Below are 16,021 nucleotides of genomic sequence, written 5' to 3'. Positions count from 1 at the left end.
TTAAAGACAAGCGGTCGGTTGCCGCGTCTCCAGCCGCGCCAGTCGGCGCGGCTGGTGCCTGCAACTTGTCGCTTGTCGCTGCCTCACTGCGATTTTCTGACCCGCAGATACCACTCGGAGAGCAGTCGTACCTGTTTGTCGGTGTAGCCACGCTCGACCATTCGTGTAACGAAGTCGTTGTGTTTTTGCTGATCCTCCTTGCTGGCCTTGGCATTGAAGCTGATGACCGGCAGCAGATCCTCGGTGTTGGAGAACATTTTCTTCTCGATAACCACCCGCAGCTTCTCGTAGCTGAGCCAGGTGGGGTTCTTGCCGTTGTTGTTGGCGCGGGCGCGCAGAACGAAGTTGACGATTTCGTTGCGAAAATCTTTCGGATTGCTGATGCCAGCCGGTTTTTCGATCTTTTCCAGCTCCTCGTTGAGGGCCACGCGGTTGAGGATTTCGCCGGTTTCCGGGTCGCGGTATTCCTGATCCTGTATCCAGAAGTCGGCGTACAGCACGTAGCGGTCGAAGATGTTCTGGCCGTACTCGCTGTAGGACTCCAGGTATGCGGTCTGGATTTCCTTGCCAATAAACTCGATATAGCGCGGTGCCAGATACTCTTTCAGGAAGCGCAGGTAGCGCTCGCGGATTTCGGCCTGGAATTGCTCCTGTTCGATCTGTTGTTCCAGCACGTAGAGCAGATGCACTGGGTTGGCAGCAATTTCGTGCGGGTCGAAGTTGAAGACCTTGGAGAGGATTTTGAAGGCAAAACGTGTTGAAAGGCCGTTCATGCCCTCATCAACGCCCGCGGTATCGCGGTATTCCTGGATCGACTTGGCCTTGGGATCGGTGTCCTTGAGGTTTTCCCCGTCATACACCCGCATTTTTGAGTAAATGTTGGAGTTTTCCGGCTCCTTGAGACGCGACAGCACGGTGAACTGGGCAAGCATTTTCAAGGTGTCAGGGGCGCAATGGGCCTTGGCCAGGGAGCTGTTGAACAGCAACTTGTCATAAATCTTGATTTCATCGCTGACCCGCAGGCAGTACGGCACCTTGACGATATAGATCCGGTCGATGAAGGCTTCGTTGTTCTTGTTGTTGCGGAAGGTGTGCCATTCCGATTCGTTGGAGTGGGCCAGCAGGATCCCGGTAAACGGAATCGCCCCCAGGCCCTCGGTGCTGTTGTAGTTGCCTTCCTGGGTGGCGGTGAGCAGTGGATGTAGCACCTTGATCGGTGCCTTGAACATCTCCACGAACTCCATCAGGCCCTGGTTGGCCCGGCACAGCGCGCCCGAGTAGCTGTAGGCGTCGGCGTCGTTCTGTGGGAATTCTTCCAGTTTGCGGATATCGACCTTACCCACCAGCGCCGAGATGTCCTGGTTGTTCTCGTCTCCGGGTTCGGTCTTGGCCACGGCGATCTGGTTGAGGACCGAAGGGTAGAGCTTGACCACCTGGAACTGGCTGATATCGCCGCCGAATTCGGCCAGGCGCTTGGTGGCCCATGGCGACATGATGGTGTTGAGGTAGCGCCTCGGAATGCCGAAGTCTTCTTCGAGAATCGCGCCATCTTCTGTGGCGTTGAACAGCCCCAATGGCGACTCGAACACCGGGGAGCCCTTGATGGCGTAGAAGGGCACCTTCTCGATCAGTTGTTTGAGCTTCTCGGCCAGGGATGATTTACCGCCGCCGACCGGGCCGAGCAGGTAGAGGATCTGTTTCTTCTCTTCCAGGCCTTGGGCGGCATGGCGGAAATAGGAGACGATCTGGTCAATGCATTCTTCCATTCCGTGGAAGTCTTCAAAGGCCGGGTAGCGGCGGATCACCTTGTTGGAGAATATTCGCGATAATCGCGAATTGGCTGAGGTGTCCTGCAACTCCGGCTCACCGATCGCCAGCAGCAGGCGTTCGGCTGCAGACGCGTAGGCGCTACGGTCGCTTTTGCACAGATTGAGGTACTCCTGAAGCGAGAGCTCTTCCTGGCGTGTGGACTCGAAGCGTTGTTGGAAGTGGCTAAAAATACTCATGACGTCGTCACCTCGCTCGATACGTGGAGCCGACGCCGGATCAATCAGTCGATGCTGGCAGTCATTGGTTCTTGCCAATGGCCGTTTTCCCCCCAGAACACCCTGAAACGCTACCGATGACCCGCACGCCGGTGTACCGGCTCTCCCCTGTTTTGGATGGCCTGCGCTTAAGGATAGTTCGGAATACGGGAGGTCAAGGCGGGATACGTAATTAGTTTGGGTGCGCCGTTTGTCAGAAACGGCGCGAGCCCAAGCGTCACGGGGGATAGCGGGGTGTGAAAAAAATTATTGCGAGTCGCCAGAGGCAATTTCTGCCGGATAGGTCGTACGCCACAGTTCAAAGCCGCCGTCCAGGCTGTAGACATCGCTGAAGCCCTGGCTAACCAGATAGGCGGCTGCGCTCTGGCTGGAATTGCCGTGGTAGCACGACACGATCACTGGCGCGTCGAGGTCGGCGGCGCGGATGAAGTCGGCAATCGAATGATTGTCCAGATGCTTGGCACCACTGATATGGCTCGCGGCATAGGTGGGCTGGTCGCGGATGTCGACAACGACAGCGCCTTGCTCACGCAGGGCCTGGGCTTGTTCGGGAGGGATACGTTTGAATTCGCTCATGGCGGGCTCCTTGGGTCTGGATGAAAGTGCCGTCTAGCGCTTTGCGATGGCCTGTAATTGTTCGGGACTAGGGGGTTGGTTATGGCCCTGAGCGTCGCACTGGCAGCTCAGGCGCTCGCCGGTGTCGATGTCCATCAGGGTCATGGCGCCGCCCCAGACGCAGCCGGTGTCGAGGGCGAATACGCCAGGCTCGTTGCACTTGCCTTCAAGGGCTGCCCAGTGACCGAAGATGATCTTCGTTTCACGGGTCTTGCGTTCCTTGTGGGCGAACCAGGGTTTATAGCCGGGCGGCGCGGTGTCGGCGCCTTCCTTGCTCTTGAGATCAAGTTTGCCTTCGGCGGTGCAGAAACGCATGCGCGTGAAGTAGTTGGTGATGACCCGCAGGCGTGCGACCCCGGTGAGATCGTTGTCCCACTTCACCGGTTCATTGCCGTACATGCCATCCAGGTAGGGCGTGAACAGGTTGTCGTCACCCAGGGCTTCTTCGACTTCAGCGGCGCACTTGAGGGCTTTTTTCAGCGTCCATTGAGGAGGAATACCTGCATGGACCATCGCCATGTTGCGCTCTTCGTCGTAATGCATGAGCTTTTGCTGGCGCAGCCAGTCGAGCAATTCGACGCAATCTGGCGCTTCAAGAATTTCCCGCAGGGTGTCGCCCTTTTTCAGGCGCTCGATGTTATTGCCGGCGGCCAGCAGGTGCAGGTCATGGTTGCCCAGTACGCACACCAGCGAATCGCGCATGCCATAAAGGAAGCGCAGGGTCTCAAGGGATTGCGGGCCACGGTTGACCAGGTCGCCCACCAGCCATAGGCGATCCCGTGTCGGCTTGAAGTCCACGCGTTCAAGCAGGCACTTGAGCGGTTCCAGGCAGCCCTGCAGGTCGCCGATGGCATAGGTTGCCATCAGTGTAGGGCCCCGGGCACCGCCAGGCGGAAGGGGGCGATGATGGCGTCGAAGTGCTTGCCATCGTCGCAGAGCATCTGATAGCTACCTTGCATGTTGCCAACGCGGGATGTCATCACCGTGCCGCTGCTGTAGGTATGGCTCTTGCCCGGGGCGATAAGCGGTTGTTGGCCCACGACGCCGGCGCCACGCACTTCCTCGACCTGACCGTCACCGTCGGTGATGACCCAGTGACGTGACAGCAACTTGGCCGGGAGCTCACCGTTGTTCTGCACCGTTACGGTGTAGGCAAACGCGAAGCGGTTTTGGTCGGGTTGCGATTGTTCCGCCAGGAAGCGGGTGACGACGCTGACGTCGATCTGATAACGAGGATCGGACATGCAAGAGGCCTTAAAAGCAAAATCGGGGGGACAACGGATGCCGGTCAGTCTAGGCCAAGTGACAGGCACTAGGCCAGACATGGTGTCTGGCTGTGCACAGGTGGTGCGGGTGAGGCTCAGGTTCAGTCGGCGGCTGGCGCAGGCTGAATGGCGAGTTGGTCAGCCAGGCGCACGAATGCTGCCAGGTCCAGTTGCTCTGGGCGCAGGCTGCCGTCGACGCCGGCGGCTTCGATTTCGTCGTTGCTGAGCAAGGCCTTGAGGGTGTTACGCAGGGTCTTGCGGCGCTGGTTGAAGGCTTCGCGCACGACGCGTTCCAGCAGCTTGTGATCCTTGGCCGGGTGCGGCAGCACCGCGTGAGGCACCAGGCGCACGATGGCCGAGTCGACCTTCGGTGGCGGATTGAATGCGCCCGGCCCGACGTTAAATAGATGTTCAACCCGGCAATGGTACTGAACCATGATCGACAGGCGACCCCAATCACCACCGCCAGGGCCTGCTGCCAGACGCTCGACCACTTCCTTTTGCAGCATGAAGTGCATGTCGCGGATCAGGCCTGCGTTGTTCAGCAGGTGAAAAATCAGCGGTGTGGAGATGTTGTACGGCAGGTTGCCCACAACCCGCAGGCTGTTGGGCGCCGCATTCAGGCTGGTGAAGTCGAACTTCAGCGCATCGCCCTGGTGCAGGTGGAAGTTGGGTTGGCTGGCGAATAGCTGGTTGAGGATCGGAATCAGGTCCTTGTCCAGTTCAACCACGTCCAGTTGGCCGCCACTGTTGAGCAGGCCTTTGGTCAGCGCACCCTGGCCCGGGCCGATTTCCAGCAGACGGTCTTCGGGCTTGGCGTGGATGGAACGCAGGATGCGGTCGATCACGCCAGCGTCGTGCAAGAAGTTTTGCCCGAAGCGCTTGCGCGCCCGGTGTTGGTAATGCTCAGTCATATACGGGTCTCGGCCATCTGATAGGCGGTTTCCAGGGCCACATGCAGGCTGCCGGTATCGATCTTGCCGCTGCCGGCCAGGTCCAGGGCGGTGCCATGGTCGACGGAAGTACGGATGATCGGCAGGCCCAGTGTCACGTTGACTGCGGCGCCGAAGCCTTTGTATTTCAGCACGGGCAGCCCCTGGTCATGGTACATCGCCAGCACTGCGTCGCAGTGCTCCAGATATTTTGGGGTGAACAGAGTGTCGGCAGGCAGTGGGCCACGTAGGTCCATGCCTTCTTTGCGCAGGCGCTCTAATGTCGGTTCGATGATGTCGATTTCTTCATGGCCCAGGTGGCCGCCTTCACCGGCATGGGGGTTGAGGCCACATACCAGGATACGCGGTTGGGCGATGCCGAATTTTTGTTGCAGGTCAGCGTGCAGGATGCGCGTCACACGTTCCAGGCGTTCAGGGGTGATGGCGTCGGCAACCTCCCGCAGGGGCAGGTGAGTGGTCACCAAGGCTACTCGCAGGCCACGGGTCGCCAGCATCATCACTACTTGTGCGGTGTGGGTCAGTTCGGCGAGGAATTCGGTATGGCCGGAAAAGGCGATGCCGGAATCGTTGATCACGCCCTTGTGCACCGGGGCGGTGATCATCCCGGCGAAGTCTCCATCCACGCACCCTTGTCCAGCGCGGGTCAGCGTCTCCAGGACGAATGACGCATTGGCTTTGTCCAGTTGCCCTGCAACGACCTTGGCCTGCAGCGGAGTGTCCCACACATACAGGCTGTTGGCAGGCGCCGGAAGGTCTGGCCAGTTGCCGGGTGCCACCAATAGCAAGTCGACAGCCACCCCCAGTTGCGCGGCCCGCTCAAGGAGCAGGTCGCGGCTGGTAATGGCAATCAGAGGGTATGGCTGGGGCTGCGAGGCGAGCAGCAGGCAAAGGTCAGGACCAATGCCAGCCGGCTCGCCGGGTGTCAACGCGAAACGCTGGGGTTTCACTGTGCTGCCTGGTCGGTGCCTGTTTGATCGGCGCCAGGAAGCTTGTTTTCCACGTAGGCTTCGTCACGGATCTGACGCAACCAGGTTTGCAGCTCTTCGTCGTATTTGCGGTTTCGCAGTACGGTCAAGGCTTGTTGCTCGCGGGCCTGGGCGGTGCTGTCAGTGGCGCGACGGCCAAGGACTTCCAGGACGTGCCAGCCATATTGGGTCTTGAATGGCTTGGACAGTACGCCTTGCGGAGTCTCGGCCATCACTGCCTGGAACTCGGGCACCAGTGCCTTCGGGTCGATCCAGTTCAGGTCGCCGCCGTTGAGGGCAGAGCCTGGGTCTTCCGAGTAGCTTTTGGCCAGGGTGGCAAAGTCTTCGCCGCTGGTAATGCGCTCGTAGAGCTTCTGGGCCAGGGCCTTGGTCTCTGCTTCGCTGCGAATTTCGCTTGGTTTGATCAGGATGTGACGAACATGTACTTCGTCCCGTACCTGAGTCTCGCCGCCGCGCTTTTCCAGCAGCTTGAGGATGATGAAGCCGCCAGGAGTACGAGCGGGCTGGGTGATGCCGCCGATTTCCATGGTGCTCAGCTCGCGATCGAACGGAGGTGGCAGTTGAGCGGCTTTACGCCAGCCCATGTCACCGCCTTCGAGGGCGTTGTCGCTGCCGGACTGGGCAATAGCCATCTGAGCAAAGTCAGCGCCTTGCTTGAGCCGGTCATAGATAGCCTGGGTTTTTGCCGCCGCTGCGTTGAGCTGTTCAGCGTTGGCACTGTCCGGCGTCGGGATCAGGATATTAGCCAGGTGCAGTTCTTCAGAGAGCTGCATCTTGCCCAGGTCCGAGGCCAGGAAGTTTTTCACTTCCTGCTCGGAGACCTGGACCCGCTCGGCCACACGGCGCTGACGCACACGGCTGATGATCATTTCGCGGCGAATCTGGTCACGGGCGTCTTCATACGACAGACCGTCGCGAGCCAGTGCGGCGCGGAATTGATCAATGCTCATGTTGTTGCGTTGAGCGATGGTGCCGACGGCCTGGTTCAACTCTTCGTCGGTGATACGAATGCCGGAACGGTCGCCGATCTGCAATTGCAGGTTTTCGACGATCAGGCGTTCCAGCACCTGCTGGTCCAGGACGCTGGTAGGCGGCACGCCACCGCCACGCTTGGCGATGGTTTGCTGAACTTCCTTGACCCGTTGGTCCAGTTGGCTCTGCATGATCACGTCGCTATCGACGATGGCCACTACCTTGTCCAGCGGTTGAACTGCAGCGTGTGCCGCTGCAGTACCCAGGAACAGCGCGCCCAGCATCAGCGGGCGCAGACAATCAGAAAGCTTGATCTTCACGTTCACGATAACCTTGGATGCCTTTGTCGAGGAAGCTCTCTACCTTGGCGCCAGTGAGGCCGCCGAGTCCCTTCAGGACAATTTGGAGGAAGAGGCCGTGGTCGCCTTTTTCGTTGAGCGGGGCGATCTGGCTGTATTCGTCGTTGGAAACCCAATAACGGTTGATCACGCGCAGTTTCCAGCAGCAGTTGTCGTACTCGAAACCACCGAAGGCTTCCAGGGTACGGTTGCGTGCATAGTCATACTGCCAGCGGGTGATCAGGTTCCACTGGGGAATGATCGGCCACATCATCGAGAAGTCGTGTTGCTGGATTTTGTAGTAATCCTTCACGAAGTTCTCTTGACCTGCAGTTCCGTAGTCACCACCGAACTGCCATTTACCGGTCAACTGGTTGTAGACAACCTGGTCATTGCGATAGCGATAACCAACGTTGACGACCTTGTTCGGGTTGTCCTCCGGCTGGTAGTGGAACATCGCGCTGCCGGAGCGTGCGCTATGGCTTTCAGTGTCCCAGTTGTAGTCGGCAGTGGCACGCCAGTCGCGGTTGAAGCGGAACTCGTAGTCAAGAGCGATAGGCGAAACATTCGACTGTGCATCCGCGCGGTCGGCGGCCAGGATGCCCGGCAGTTGGACTTCGCGATCCTTGAAGTACAAGGCTTGGCCGACGGAAACACGTTGACGCTCAAAGCCGTTTTCTTCGATCCAGCGATTGGTGACGCCAAGCGACAGCTTGTTTTCGTCACCGATGCGGTCGCCACCGACGAATCGGTTGTCACGGAACAAAGAGGCGTAATTGAACGTGGTTTCGCCGGTGTCGAATATGGGGATATCGTTCTGGTCTTTCTCTGGAACGTAGAGATAGAACAGGCGCGGCTCCAAGGTTTGGTTGTAGTTTTTACCGAACCACTGTGTGCTGCGGTCGAAGTACAGGCCGCTATCGACGCTTGCGATAGGAACAGCACGGTCCTGGGAGCTTTTGAATGTGCTGCCGGTGTAACCCGCCCCTGCCGCATTTTGGGCTGCAATAAGCTGATTCTTGCCAGTGCCGTCTAGGTCGAGGTCGTACTTGGTGTAAACGTATTTAAGCTTCGGCGTGATGAAACCATACGTCCAGTTCATCGGATACTCGACACTCGGTGCCGCGTTCAGGCGAGTGCCGTTGGCGCGAGTCAGCCCTGTCACGTATGTGTCCAGGCGGCGTTCGCCTATAGTGCCATCGGCATTGAACGGCCCACCATCTTCGTTGGTGATATTCCCGGTCCTCAGGTCCCTATCAAACCGGACAGCTTCGGTTTCATAAGCAAAGTTCAACCCGCCCGGATGGTACGGCAGCGCACCATTGAAGGTGATCTGTGGCAAACGGTTATACGGAGTGATTTGGGATATCGTCGCCAGCTTGTAAGCCTGGAGATTCAACCGAGCGGTGTAGCTGTCGCCACGATAGCTGACGGCACCCTGCTGATTGATAAAGTCCTGGGACTCAACGCCAATCTGATCAGTCTTCAGATCCTGGAAGTAGAACGGATCGCTGATGTCGGTGTAATCGACTTCAGTCATTACCCGCGAATCCAGGCCACCCTTGTGCTGCCAATTAAGCATCCAACGGGTTTTTTCGTAATCGGATTGCTTGCTGCGCTCATCGTTGTCGTCGTTGAGGTACGCGCCGCCGAACTGCCCTTCGCTGGACTTGGTGAGGTAGCGGAATTCGCCTTCCATCAACATGCCGCGCTTGGTCATGTATTGCGGGTACAACGTGGCATCGTAGTTCGGTGCCAGGTTGAAGTAATACGGCGTGTTCAGGGTAAAGCCCGACTCATTGCCGGTGCTAAAGCTCGGCGGCAGGAAGCCGGACTGACGACGATCATCAATCGGGAAGTAGATGTACGGCGTGTACAGGATCGGAATGTTCTTGATCCGCAACGTCGCGTTCGTCGCCGTACCGAAACCGGTGGCCGGGTTCAACGTGATGTTGTTGCCCTTGAGCTGCCAGGCGTTGCTGTCTGGCTCGCAGGTGGTGTACGTACCGTCCTTGAGACGGATAATCGCGTTCTCGGCACGCTTGGCGTACAGCGCGCTACCGCGGATGCGTGATTTGTGCATCACGTATTCGGCGTTGTCGACTTGTGCGGCACCGGTGTCCAGTTGAACCTGGGCATGGTCGCCGACGATCAGGGCGCCATTGTCGCGCAAACGGACATTGCCGTTCAGCTCGCCACGGTTCTCGGCCTGATACAGGCTGGCCTCTTCGGCTTCGACCTGCATGCTGCCTTGGCGCATGACAACGTCACCGGCCAAGGTCGCGACTTGTTGTTCCTGCTCATAACGAGAGACCTTGGCACCGATGAAGGTCGGCGCGTCGCTCTTGTCCGTCTTGTCGTTCATGCCAGGACGAAGCGGCTCGACATAGGAACCGGCGCAATAAGGACCGGTTTCAGCCAGCTGAGCGGCGGTGAGCTTCTCGCGAGGGACCCAATCCAGGTGGCTGTAGTCGGCGCTGCGCGAACGCAGGCCACGGCCTTTGGATTCGGTGACCAGCTTGGTCTGCGGCACGGTTTCAGCGCCAGCAGTCTCGCCTTGCGGCGTGCCGTTGGCCGAGCTGACGGCACTGCCGTCATGCACCGGGCGCGGTGGTAATGGGGCGGCGCTGGTTTTCGGCGCGCAATCCCAGGCACCCGAAGCAGAGACTGAGCAGTCATACTGTTCCGCGGCGACCACGAATGAGGTGGCGAAGGGTTGCATGGCCAGCAGACTGCCGGTTACCAGCAACGGAAATTTTCTACGAAACGCGGGGGATTTCAATGCCATCTTATTAGTCCGGGCTTCCTGCGTGCCATCTGCCCGCGGTGTGGGCCGCACGCCTCTCGATGGTCTGAAAAAGATGCGTGATAATAAAGCATGACCCGCTTGACGGCTAGCGCCGTCGGAGACCCTTGTAATGCCCGAGCAAGATCTACGTTTGCAACACCTGAAAGTCTGGCTTGATGAGCAGCTACCTTCACTTTTTACCGCTCAAGGCTGGGGTGTCGTACCCCCGGCCACGTTGACTGCGGCCAGCAGCGACGCGAGTTTCAGACGCTATTTCCGTTGGGAAGGCGAGGGCCGCAGTTTTGTCGTCATGGACGCGCCCCCCCCCCAGGAAAACTGCAAACCTTTCGTCGATATCGCTCAAATGCTGGCGAAATCGGGGATAAACGTCCCACAAATTTATGCAGAAGATCTGCCTCGCGGCTTTCTTTTGCTCAATGACCTGGGCAGAAAAACGTATCTGGATGTCATGGACGGCGAAAATGCCGATCAATTGTTCGCTGATGCCATCGACGCGTTGCTGGCTTTCCAGCAGTTGCCAATGGACGCCGGGTTGCCCAGCTATGACGTTGCGCTGTTGCGCCGGGAGCTGGAACTGTTCCCCGAGTGGTATGTGCGCCGGCACCTGGGCATTGAGTTCGATGCTCATCAACTGGACCTGTGGCAGCGGGTCAGCACATTGCTGATCGACAGTGCCTTGGCTCAGCCCAAGGTGCTGGTGCATCGCGACTACATGCCGCGCAACCTGATGATCAGTGAGCCGAACCCCGGTGTGCTGGATTTCCAGGATGCGGTCTACGGCCCGGTGACCTATGACATCACCTGCTTGTTCAAGGACGCGTTCCTCAGTTGGCCACAGGCTCGCGTGCAGGAATGGCAGCGTGGCTATTGGCAGCGGGCTGGCCAATTGGGCATCCCTGTACAAGAAGACTTTGAAGAATTCTTGCGGGCCAGTGACCTGATGGGCGTGCAGCGTCACCTCAAGGTGATCGGTATCTTCGCGCGTATCTGCCATCGTGACGGCAAGCCGCGCTACCTGGCCGATGTGCCGCGCTTCTTTGCCTATATTGAAGCGGTGCTTGCGGATCGTGCGGAGTTGAACGACCTGGGCGAACTGCTGGCGAGCCTGCGCCTACCCGACGAGGCCGTTGTATGAAGGCCATGATCCTGGCTGCCGGCAAGGGTGAGCGGATGCGTCCGCTGACTTTGCATACCCCCAAGCCGCTGATCCAGGCGGGCGGCAAGCGCCTGATCGAGTATCACCTTGAGGCGCTGGCGAAAGCCGGCTTTACCGACATCGTCATCAACCACGCCTGGCTCGGTCAGCAGGTCGAGGGCTATCTGGGCGACGGTTCACAGTATGGCGTGCGAATCCAGTACTCCGCCGAAGGCGAGCCGCTGGAAACCGGTGGCGGGATTTTCCAGGCATTACCGCTTCTGGGTGACGAGGCGTTCCTGGTGGTCAATGGTGATATCTGGACTGACTACGACTTCGCCGGCCTGAATCAGCCGCTCAAGGGGCTGGCCCACTTGGTGATGGTCGATAACCCGGCGCATCACCCCAGTGGTGGCGACTTCTACCTCAAGGACGGTTCGCTTCATGATGCCGCGCCCGGTGCCGATAACCTGACCTTCAGTGGCATTTCAGTGCTGCACCCCGAGCTTTTCGCGGGTTGCAGCGCTGGCGCCTTCAAGCTGGCGCCGTTGTTGCGCGCGGCGATGGCTCAAGGTTTGGTGACGGGGGAACACATGGAAGGACGCTGGATCGATGTCGGGACGCTGGAGCGCCTGGCGCAAGTCGAAAACCTGCTGACAGCGGGGCAGTAAGATGCTGTGGCCAGGGACTCTGATTGGAGCCGGGGCGGGCTTTGCCATCGCCAGCATTCCGGGGGCCATGCTGGGCGCGCTGTTGGGTCAGGCGATGGACCGACGTTTGCAACTGCACAGTTGGGCGCAATTGCGCGAGCGACTGGGCGGGCGTCCGGCGCTGCGCAACGATGAATTGCTGTTTGTACTGCTCGGCCGCCTGGCCAAGAGCAATGGCCGGGTGGTGGACGGGCATATCCAGCAGGCCCGTCAGGAGATGCGTTCGCTGAGTATGACCGAGTCGGCCCAGCGCCGGGCCATTGCTGCGTTCAACCGGGGCAAGTCCGGCTCTGACCGCGTGCGCAGTTATCTGCGCCTGCTCAAGGCCCAGCCCCATGCGGCGGAAGGTGTGTTGCGCGCCTGTTGGCGGATGGTCTGGGCGGATGGCAAGGCCAGCACTGCCGAGCGCGAGCTGATCGGGTTATGGGGCAAGTGGTTGGGCTGGACGCCGCAGCAGACTCAGGCACTGGCGGCTGATTACGAACCTGAGCGCAAACCGTTGGCCAGCCGTGGCAACGCTTATCAGGAAGCGTTGCGGATTCTCGGGGTGACGGCGACCACTGAACCGTCGGTGATCAAACGGGCTTATCGGCGGCTACTCAGTCGTCATCACCCGGACAAGATTGCCGGGAGTGGTGCCAGCCTGGCGCAGGTGCGTGAGGCGACCGAAAGGACACGTGAACTGCATAACGCCTATGCGTTGATTCGTGAACAGCGGGATTTCAGGTAGCGGCTGGCGATCAACTCCCGGTGTTCTGCGGGCTTAACCAGCCACGAATCCGCCGATACAACTGCTCCTGCCCGGCCTGGTTGTTGCCGGGAAGGGCCTTCAACGACACCTGTTTGTAGTTGTCATTCTTCAAACGCTTGCTCGCCTGGGCTCGTTCCAGGGCATTTTTGCGTGCCTGGGCGTTGTCTTGATAGAAAAAGTCGGCGGTGGCCAGTTTCAGCGTTGGCGCCAGTTGTTGCAGGTCCGGAGCGCCTGCGAGCGGCGTCTGCGCCGCCACCATGATGAACTTCTGGACCTGAGGCGGTTGTTTTTCACTCAGATAGCGAGCCGCCCACCAGGCGCCCGTGCCGTGCCCCAATAGCACCACGCTGCGGGCATTTTGCGTCTGGGCGAAGGCAACGGCGGCATCGATGCGGGCAAAGATTCGCGTGGCGTCGGTCTTGTCCTGCTCATCTATGCCTGGGACGACGGCTGGGTCGGTGCCTTCGGCTTCGGCGCTGGCAGCCTGTTCGATCGGCTTGGGTGCTACGGTGCTGGCATCTTTGCTGCTGGTGTCCACGGCAGCCTTGGGGGCTTCGATTACCCGCGGTGGAGTGGTGGCCAGGCTCAGGTCTGGCAGTGACAAACTGAGACTGCCCCAGGCGGCGTCTGGCAATTTTTGCCGCAAAGGGCCGATTACTTGAGGCCAGTCAGCACTTTCCCCAGCGCCAGGGACAATAATGACCACGCCCTCAGGTTCGGCGCTGTTGGCAGGTTTCCACAGGGCGAGGAACGTATCGCTGCCGGCCTGCAATTGTTGCTGTTCCTGGGACGGGACTGTCCTCTCAAGCGCCTCGGCGTCTTCCTGGCTACGCTCGGGCAATGGCTGGCGCTCGGCCGGTTTTTCTGCAGCCGGTGGTTGGGTATCAGCGGCCTGGACACAAAAGGCGCTGGTAAACAGCAGCGACAGGCACAATGCTGGCAGTGCCGAACGGTGGAGAAGGGGCATCGTTGATTCCAGGCCAGAAGTGATTCCGGCAGCCTAATGGGTTGGTCAGTATTTGTCAGTGATGTGAGATGTGAATCATGATTTTTCGCTGTCTGCTGGTTATCGGCTGTCTGTGCTTTCCCTTGATGGCGGGCGCTGTGCCGGTGCCTGTCGTGCCGCAGGCGGTACTCCGTGTCGAGCAGCGTGAATGGCTGGCCCAGCACCCGGAGCTGCGGGTCGGGCTGGTCCTGCAGGCGCCCTATGCGCAATACGACCGGCGCTTGCAGCGTTTATCCGGGGTCAATGTCGAGCTGATGCAGTGGTTGGCCAAGGCGCTGAATATAGAGCTGACCTGGCGCAACTTCCCCAATCAGGAACAGTTGGACGCGGCGGTACGCGACGGCGAGGTCGATCTTGCCCCCGGCCTGCTGCAAACCCCGGCCGGTCTGCGTCTGTGGCAGTTTTCCGACCCCTATATGCGGGTTCCCCAGCGCGTCGTCGGCATCCGCGATGGCGGCGGCACCGTGGATCTGGAAAAGCTCGATGAGCAATCCCGGGTGGCGGTGCGCATGCCCAGTACTGTCGCCGATTACCTGCGCAGCAATTACCCCAGCCTAAACCTGCAAGGTGTGCCCCTGGAGCGCCAGGCCCTGCAATTGCTGCTGAGCCAGCAAGCCCGCTATGCGGTAATCGATGAGGCGCAGCTCAGTCACTTGTCTGTGGAACCTGAGTTCGCCGGGCTCGCGGTGGTAGGCGATATCGGCCTGCCGCAACTGCTGCGGGTGGCAACCCGACGTGATTGGCCCGAGCTTGCCGAGATCATGGAAAGCGCCTTGCGGGCGATTCCTGCTCGGGACCTGGACCAGTTGCATGCCCGCTGGTTGCAGCCCAAATACCCGCGCTTGACCGAATCCCCCGGTTTCTGGCAGAACCTGAGCCTGCTGCTGGGCATCCTGTTGCTGGCCTGCCTGGCGGTGGCATTGTGGCAGCGTCGTCAGCAGCGCGGTTTGGAGCAGGACCTGCTGGCGACTCGGGAAGAAAGCGCCGCTCGCGCCGCCGGTGCCGAAGCGTTGCGCCTGACGCAGTTTTCCATCGATCAGAGCACCGTCGGCATCCTCTGGGTCAATTGGGACAGCCATGTGCGCTACGCCAACGTGGCGGCAGAAACCATGCTCGGCTACGCCCCCGGTGCGCTGATCGAGCGCCCGCTGATTGATTTCGAGCCCAAGCTGACCATGGACCGCTGGCTGAACCTATGGAAACGCGCCCGGGCCAGTGAAGACGGGCCGCAAAGTTTTGCCACCGATTGCCTACGGGCTGACGGCAGTGTGTTGCCCACGGATGTCTCCTTGAGCTTCCTGCGGTTTGCCGGCGGCGAATACCTGGTGGTTTACCTCAATGATGTCACCGAGCGTCGTCGGGCCCTGGCCGCGTTGCAGGAAAGTGAAGCGCGCCTGCAAGGGATTGCCGCCAATGTGCCGGGATTGGTGTTTCGGCTGGAGCGGCTGCCGTTGAGCGCCGCTATCGAATTTGCCTATATCAGCGAAGGGAGTGAAAGCCTGGTGGGCTATGCCCCGGCGGTGCTCCGTCATCGCGATGTCGGCATACGCAGCCTGGTACACCCGGACGACCGCGCCAGTTACCACCGCACTCAGGACCAGGCCATCGACACCGAAAGCAATTGGTCGTGGCAAGGTCGTATCCTCACCCGCCAGGGTGAGCAGCGTTGGGCCGAAATCAAGGCCGTCACCCGGCGCCTGGAGGAGGGCGTTGTGGTGTGGGACGGAATTGTCTGGGATATCAGCGAGAGCAAGCGCATCGAGTTGGAACTGGACGCCTCCCGGGCACAATTGCGTGAATTGTCAGCTCACCTGGAAACCGTGCGCGAGGAAGAAAAGGCGCGCATCGCCCGCGAAGTGCATGACGAACTGGGGCAAATGCTTACGGTGCTCAAGCTGGAAACTTCGATGTGCGAACTGGCCTATGCACAGCTTGACCCAGGCTTGCATGAGCGCTTGAACAGCATGAAGCGCCTGATTGCCCAGCTCTTTCAACTGGTACGGGATGTCGCCACCGCGTTGCGCCCGCCGATTCTCGACGCCGGGATTGCCTCAGCTATTGAGTGGCAGGCCCGGCGTTTCGAAGCCCGCACGCAGATTCCTTGCCTGGTGCAAGTGCCGGACAACCTGCCGGCGCTCAGCGACGCCAAGGCCATTGGCCTGTTCCGGATCCTGCAGGAGGCGCTGACTAATGTGATGCGCCATGCCCAGGCGCATACTGTCGAACTGACCCTGGCGGTGGAAGGTGCCAGTCTGCGGCTGACCATCAGCGATGACGGCGCAGGTTTTGTGCCTGCGCCAGGGCGCCCGGTGTCGTTTGGCCTGGTCGGCATGCGTGAGCGAGTATTGATCATGGGCGGTCAGTTGACCCTCGACAGTCAGTTGGGGGAGGGCACGACCCTGAGTGTCACGGTACCGCTGGATTCATAACCACAAA

At 59.8% G+C, this 16,021-nt stretch carries 13 protein-coding genes; 4 read left to right on the top strand and 9 right to left on the bottom strand.

Annotated features, from left to right (window positions below; all coding sequences use genetic code 11):
• Positions 1-83 precede the first annotated feature (83 nt).
• The 8 genes from ACZRJ6_RS06115 to ACZRJ6_RS06080 form a co-directional block, all read right to left on the bottom strand.
• Positions 84-2,006 (bottom strand): PrkA family serine protein kinase, encoded by a 1,923-nt coding sequence (locus tag ACZRJ6_RS06115; protein ID WP_133102277.1) that lies wholly within the window; start codon positions 2,004-2,006, stop codon positions 84-86.
• A 285-nt stretch (positions 2,007-2,291) separates the two neighbouring features.
• Positions 2,292-2,621 (bottom strand): thiosulfate sulfurtransferase GlpE, encoded by a 330-nt coding sequence (glpE, locus tag ACZRJ6_RS06110; RefSeq protein ID WP_149414385.1) that lies wholly within the window; start codon positions 2,619-2,621, stop codon positions 2,292-2,294.
• A gap of 33 nt (positions 2,622-2,654) precedes the next feature.
• Entirely contained in the window at positions 2,655-3,524 is an 870-nt protein-coding gene (locus ACZRJ6_RS06105) for a symmetrical bis(5'-nucleosyl)-tetraphosphatase (RefSeq protein WP_463967890.1), read from the bottom strand.
• A complete protein-coding gene (gene apaG, locus ACZRJ6_RS06100; protein ID WP_133102275.1) occupies positions 3,524-3,904 on the bottom strand; it encodes a Co2+/Mg2+ efflux protein ApaG in 381 nt (126 codons plus the stop codon). Before apaG ends, ACZRJ6_RS06105 begins: the two co-directional genes overlap by 1 nt.
• A gap of 122 nt (positions 3,905-4,026) precedes the next feature.
• On the bottom strand, positions 4,027-4,839 hold the full coding sequence (rsmA, locus tag ACZRJ6_RS06095) for a 16S rRNA (adenine(1518)-N(6)/adenine(1519)-N(6))-dimethyltransferase RsmA (protein WP_149414388.1): 813 nt from the start codon (positions 4,837-4,839) through the stop codon (positions 4,027-4,029).
• Positions 4,836-5,825 (bottom strand): 4-hydroxythreonine-4-phosphate dehydrogenase PdxA, encoded by a 990-nt coding sequence (pdxA, locus tag ACZRJ6_RS06090; protein WP_463967891.1) that lies wholly within the window; start codon positions 5,823-5,825, stop codon positions 4,836-4,838. The genes rsmA and pdxA overlap by 4 nt, the downstream gene beginning before the upstream one ends.
• A complete protein-coding gene (locus tag ACZRJ6_RS06085; RefSeq protein WP_463967892.1) occupies positions 5,822-7,156 on the bottom strand; it encodes a peptidylprolyl isomerase in 1,335 nt (444 codons plus the stop codon). Before ACZRJ6_RS06085 ends, pdxA begins: the two co-directional genes overlap by 4 nt.
• Positions 7,137-9,962: an LPS-assembly protein LptD gene (locus ACZRJ6_RS06080; protein WP_463967893.1), complete on the bottom strand. Its 2,826-nt coding sequence runs from the start codon at positions 9,960-9,962 to the stop codon at positions 7,137-7,139. Before ACZRJ6_RS06080 ends, ACZRJ6_RS06085 begins: the two co-directional genes overlap by 20 nt.
• A gap of 130 nt (positions 9,963-10,092) precedes the next feature.
• Between ACZRJ6_RS06080 and ACZRJ6_RS06075 the strand changes: the two genes are divergently transcribed.
• From ACZRJ6_RS06075 to ACZRJ6_RS06065, 3 genes are read left to right on the top strand one after another with little or no spacing between them, the layout of a single operon-like run.
• Positions 10,093-11,118, top strand: a complete 1,026-nt coding sequence (locus ACZRJ6_RS06075; protein ID WP_463967894.1) for an aminoglycoside phosphotransferase family protein — start codon at positions 10,093-10,095, stop codon at positions 11,116-11,118.
• Positions 11,115-11,789 (top strand): N-acetylmuramate alpha-1-phosphate uridylyltransferase MurU, encoded by a 675-nt coding sequence (gene murU / locus ACZRJ6_RS06070; protein WP_463967895.1) that lies wholly within the window; start codon positions 11,115-11,117, stop codon positions 11,787-11,789. The genes ACZRJ6_RS06075 and murU overlap by 4 nt, the downstream gene beginning before the upstream one ends.
• A gap of 1 nt (position 11,790) precedes the next feature.
• Positions 11,791-12,558: a TerB family tellurite resistance protein gene (locus tag ACZRJ6_RS06065; RefSeq protein WP_463967896.1), complete on the top strand. Its 768-nt coding sequence runs from the start codon at positions 11,791-11,793 to the stop codon at positions 12,556-12,558.
• A 10-nt stretch (positions 12,559-12,568) separates the two neighbouring features.
• Here the strand turns inward: ACZRJ6_RS06065 and ACZRJ6_RS06060 are convergent, their stop codons facing one another.
• A complete protein-coding gene (locus tag ACZRJ6_RS06060; protein WP_463967897.1) occupies positions 12,569-13,546 on the bottom strand; it encodes an alpha/beta hydrolase family protein in 978 nt (325 codons plus the stop codon).
• 77 nt (positions 13,547-13,623) lie between these two features.
• Between ACZRJ6_RS06060 and ACZRJ6_RS06055 the strand changes: the two genes are divergently transcribed.
• The gene (locus ACZRJ6_RS06055; RefSeq protein ID WP_463967898.1) at positions 13,624-16,014 is read left to right on the top strand and encodes a PAS domain-containing sensor histidine kinase; all 2,391 of its coding nucleotides are present in this window, start codon (positions 13,624-13,626) and stop codon (positions 16,012-16,014) included.
• The last annotated feature ends 7 nt before the right edge of the window (positions 16,015-16,021 follow it).

The organism is Pseudomonas sp. C321, assembly GCF_055407105.1.
This window is presented reverse-complemented; position numbering and strand designations above follow the sequence as displayed.

Excerpts from the sequence above, each read along its gene's own strand:
- ACZRJ6_RS06115 (WP_133102277.1), bottom strand. The coding sequence starts at position 2,006 with ATGAGTATTTTTAGCCACTTCCAACAACGCTTCGAGTCCACACGCCAG.
- murU (WP_463967895.1), top strand. The coding sequence starts at position 11,115 with ATGAAGGCCATGATCCTGGCTGCCGGCAAGGGTGAGCGGATGCGTCCG.
- ACZRJ6_RS06080 (WP_463967893.1), bottom strand. The coding sequence starts at position 9,962 with ATGGCATTGAAATCCCCCGCGTTTCGTAGAAAATTTCCGTTGCTGGTA.
- ACZRJ6_RS06055 (WP_463967898.1), top strand. The coding sequence starts at position 13,624 with ATGATTTTTCGCTGTCTGCTGGTTATCGGCTGTCTGTGCTTTCCCTTG.
- ACZRJ6_RS06105 (WP_463967890.1), bottom strand. The coding sequence starts at position 3,524 with ATGGCAACCTATGCCATCGGCGACCTGCAGGGCTGCCTGGAACCGCTC.
- apaG (WP_133102275.1), bottom strand. The coding sequence starts at position 3,904 with ATGTCCGATCCTCGTTATCAGATCGACGTCAGCGTCGTCACCCGCTTC.
- ACZRJ6_RS06065 (WP_463967896.1), top strand. The coding sequence starts at position 11,791 with ATGCTGTGGCCAGGGACTCTGATTGGAGCCGGGGCGGGCTTTGCCATC.
- glpE (WP_149414385.1), bottom strand. The coding sequence starts at position 2,621 with ATGAGCGAATTCAAACGTATCCCTCCCGAACAAGCCCAGGCCCTGCGT.
- rsmA (WP_149414388.1), bottom strand. The coding sequence starts at position 4,839 with ATGACTGAGCATTACCAACACCGGGCGCGCAAGCGCTTCGGGCAAAAC.
- ACZRJ6_RS06060 (WP_463967897.1), bottom strand. The coding sequence starts at position 13,546 with ATGCCCCTTCTCCACCGTTCGGCACTGCCAGCATTGTGCCTGTCGCTG.
- ACZRJ6_RS06075 (WP_463967894.1), top strand. The coding sequence starts at position 10,093 with ATGCCCGAGCAAGATCTACGTTTGCAACACCTGAAAGTCTGGCTTGAT.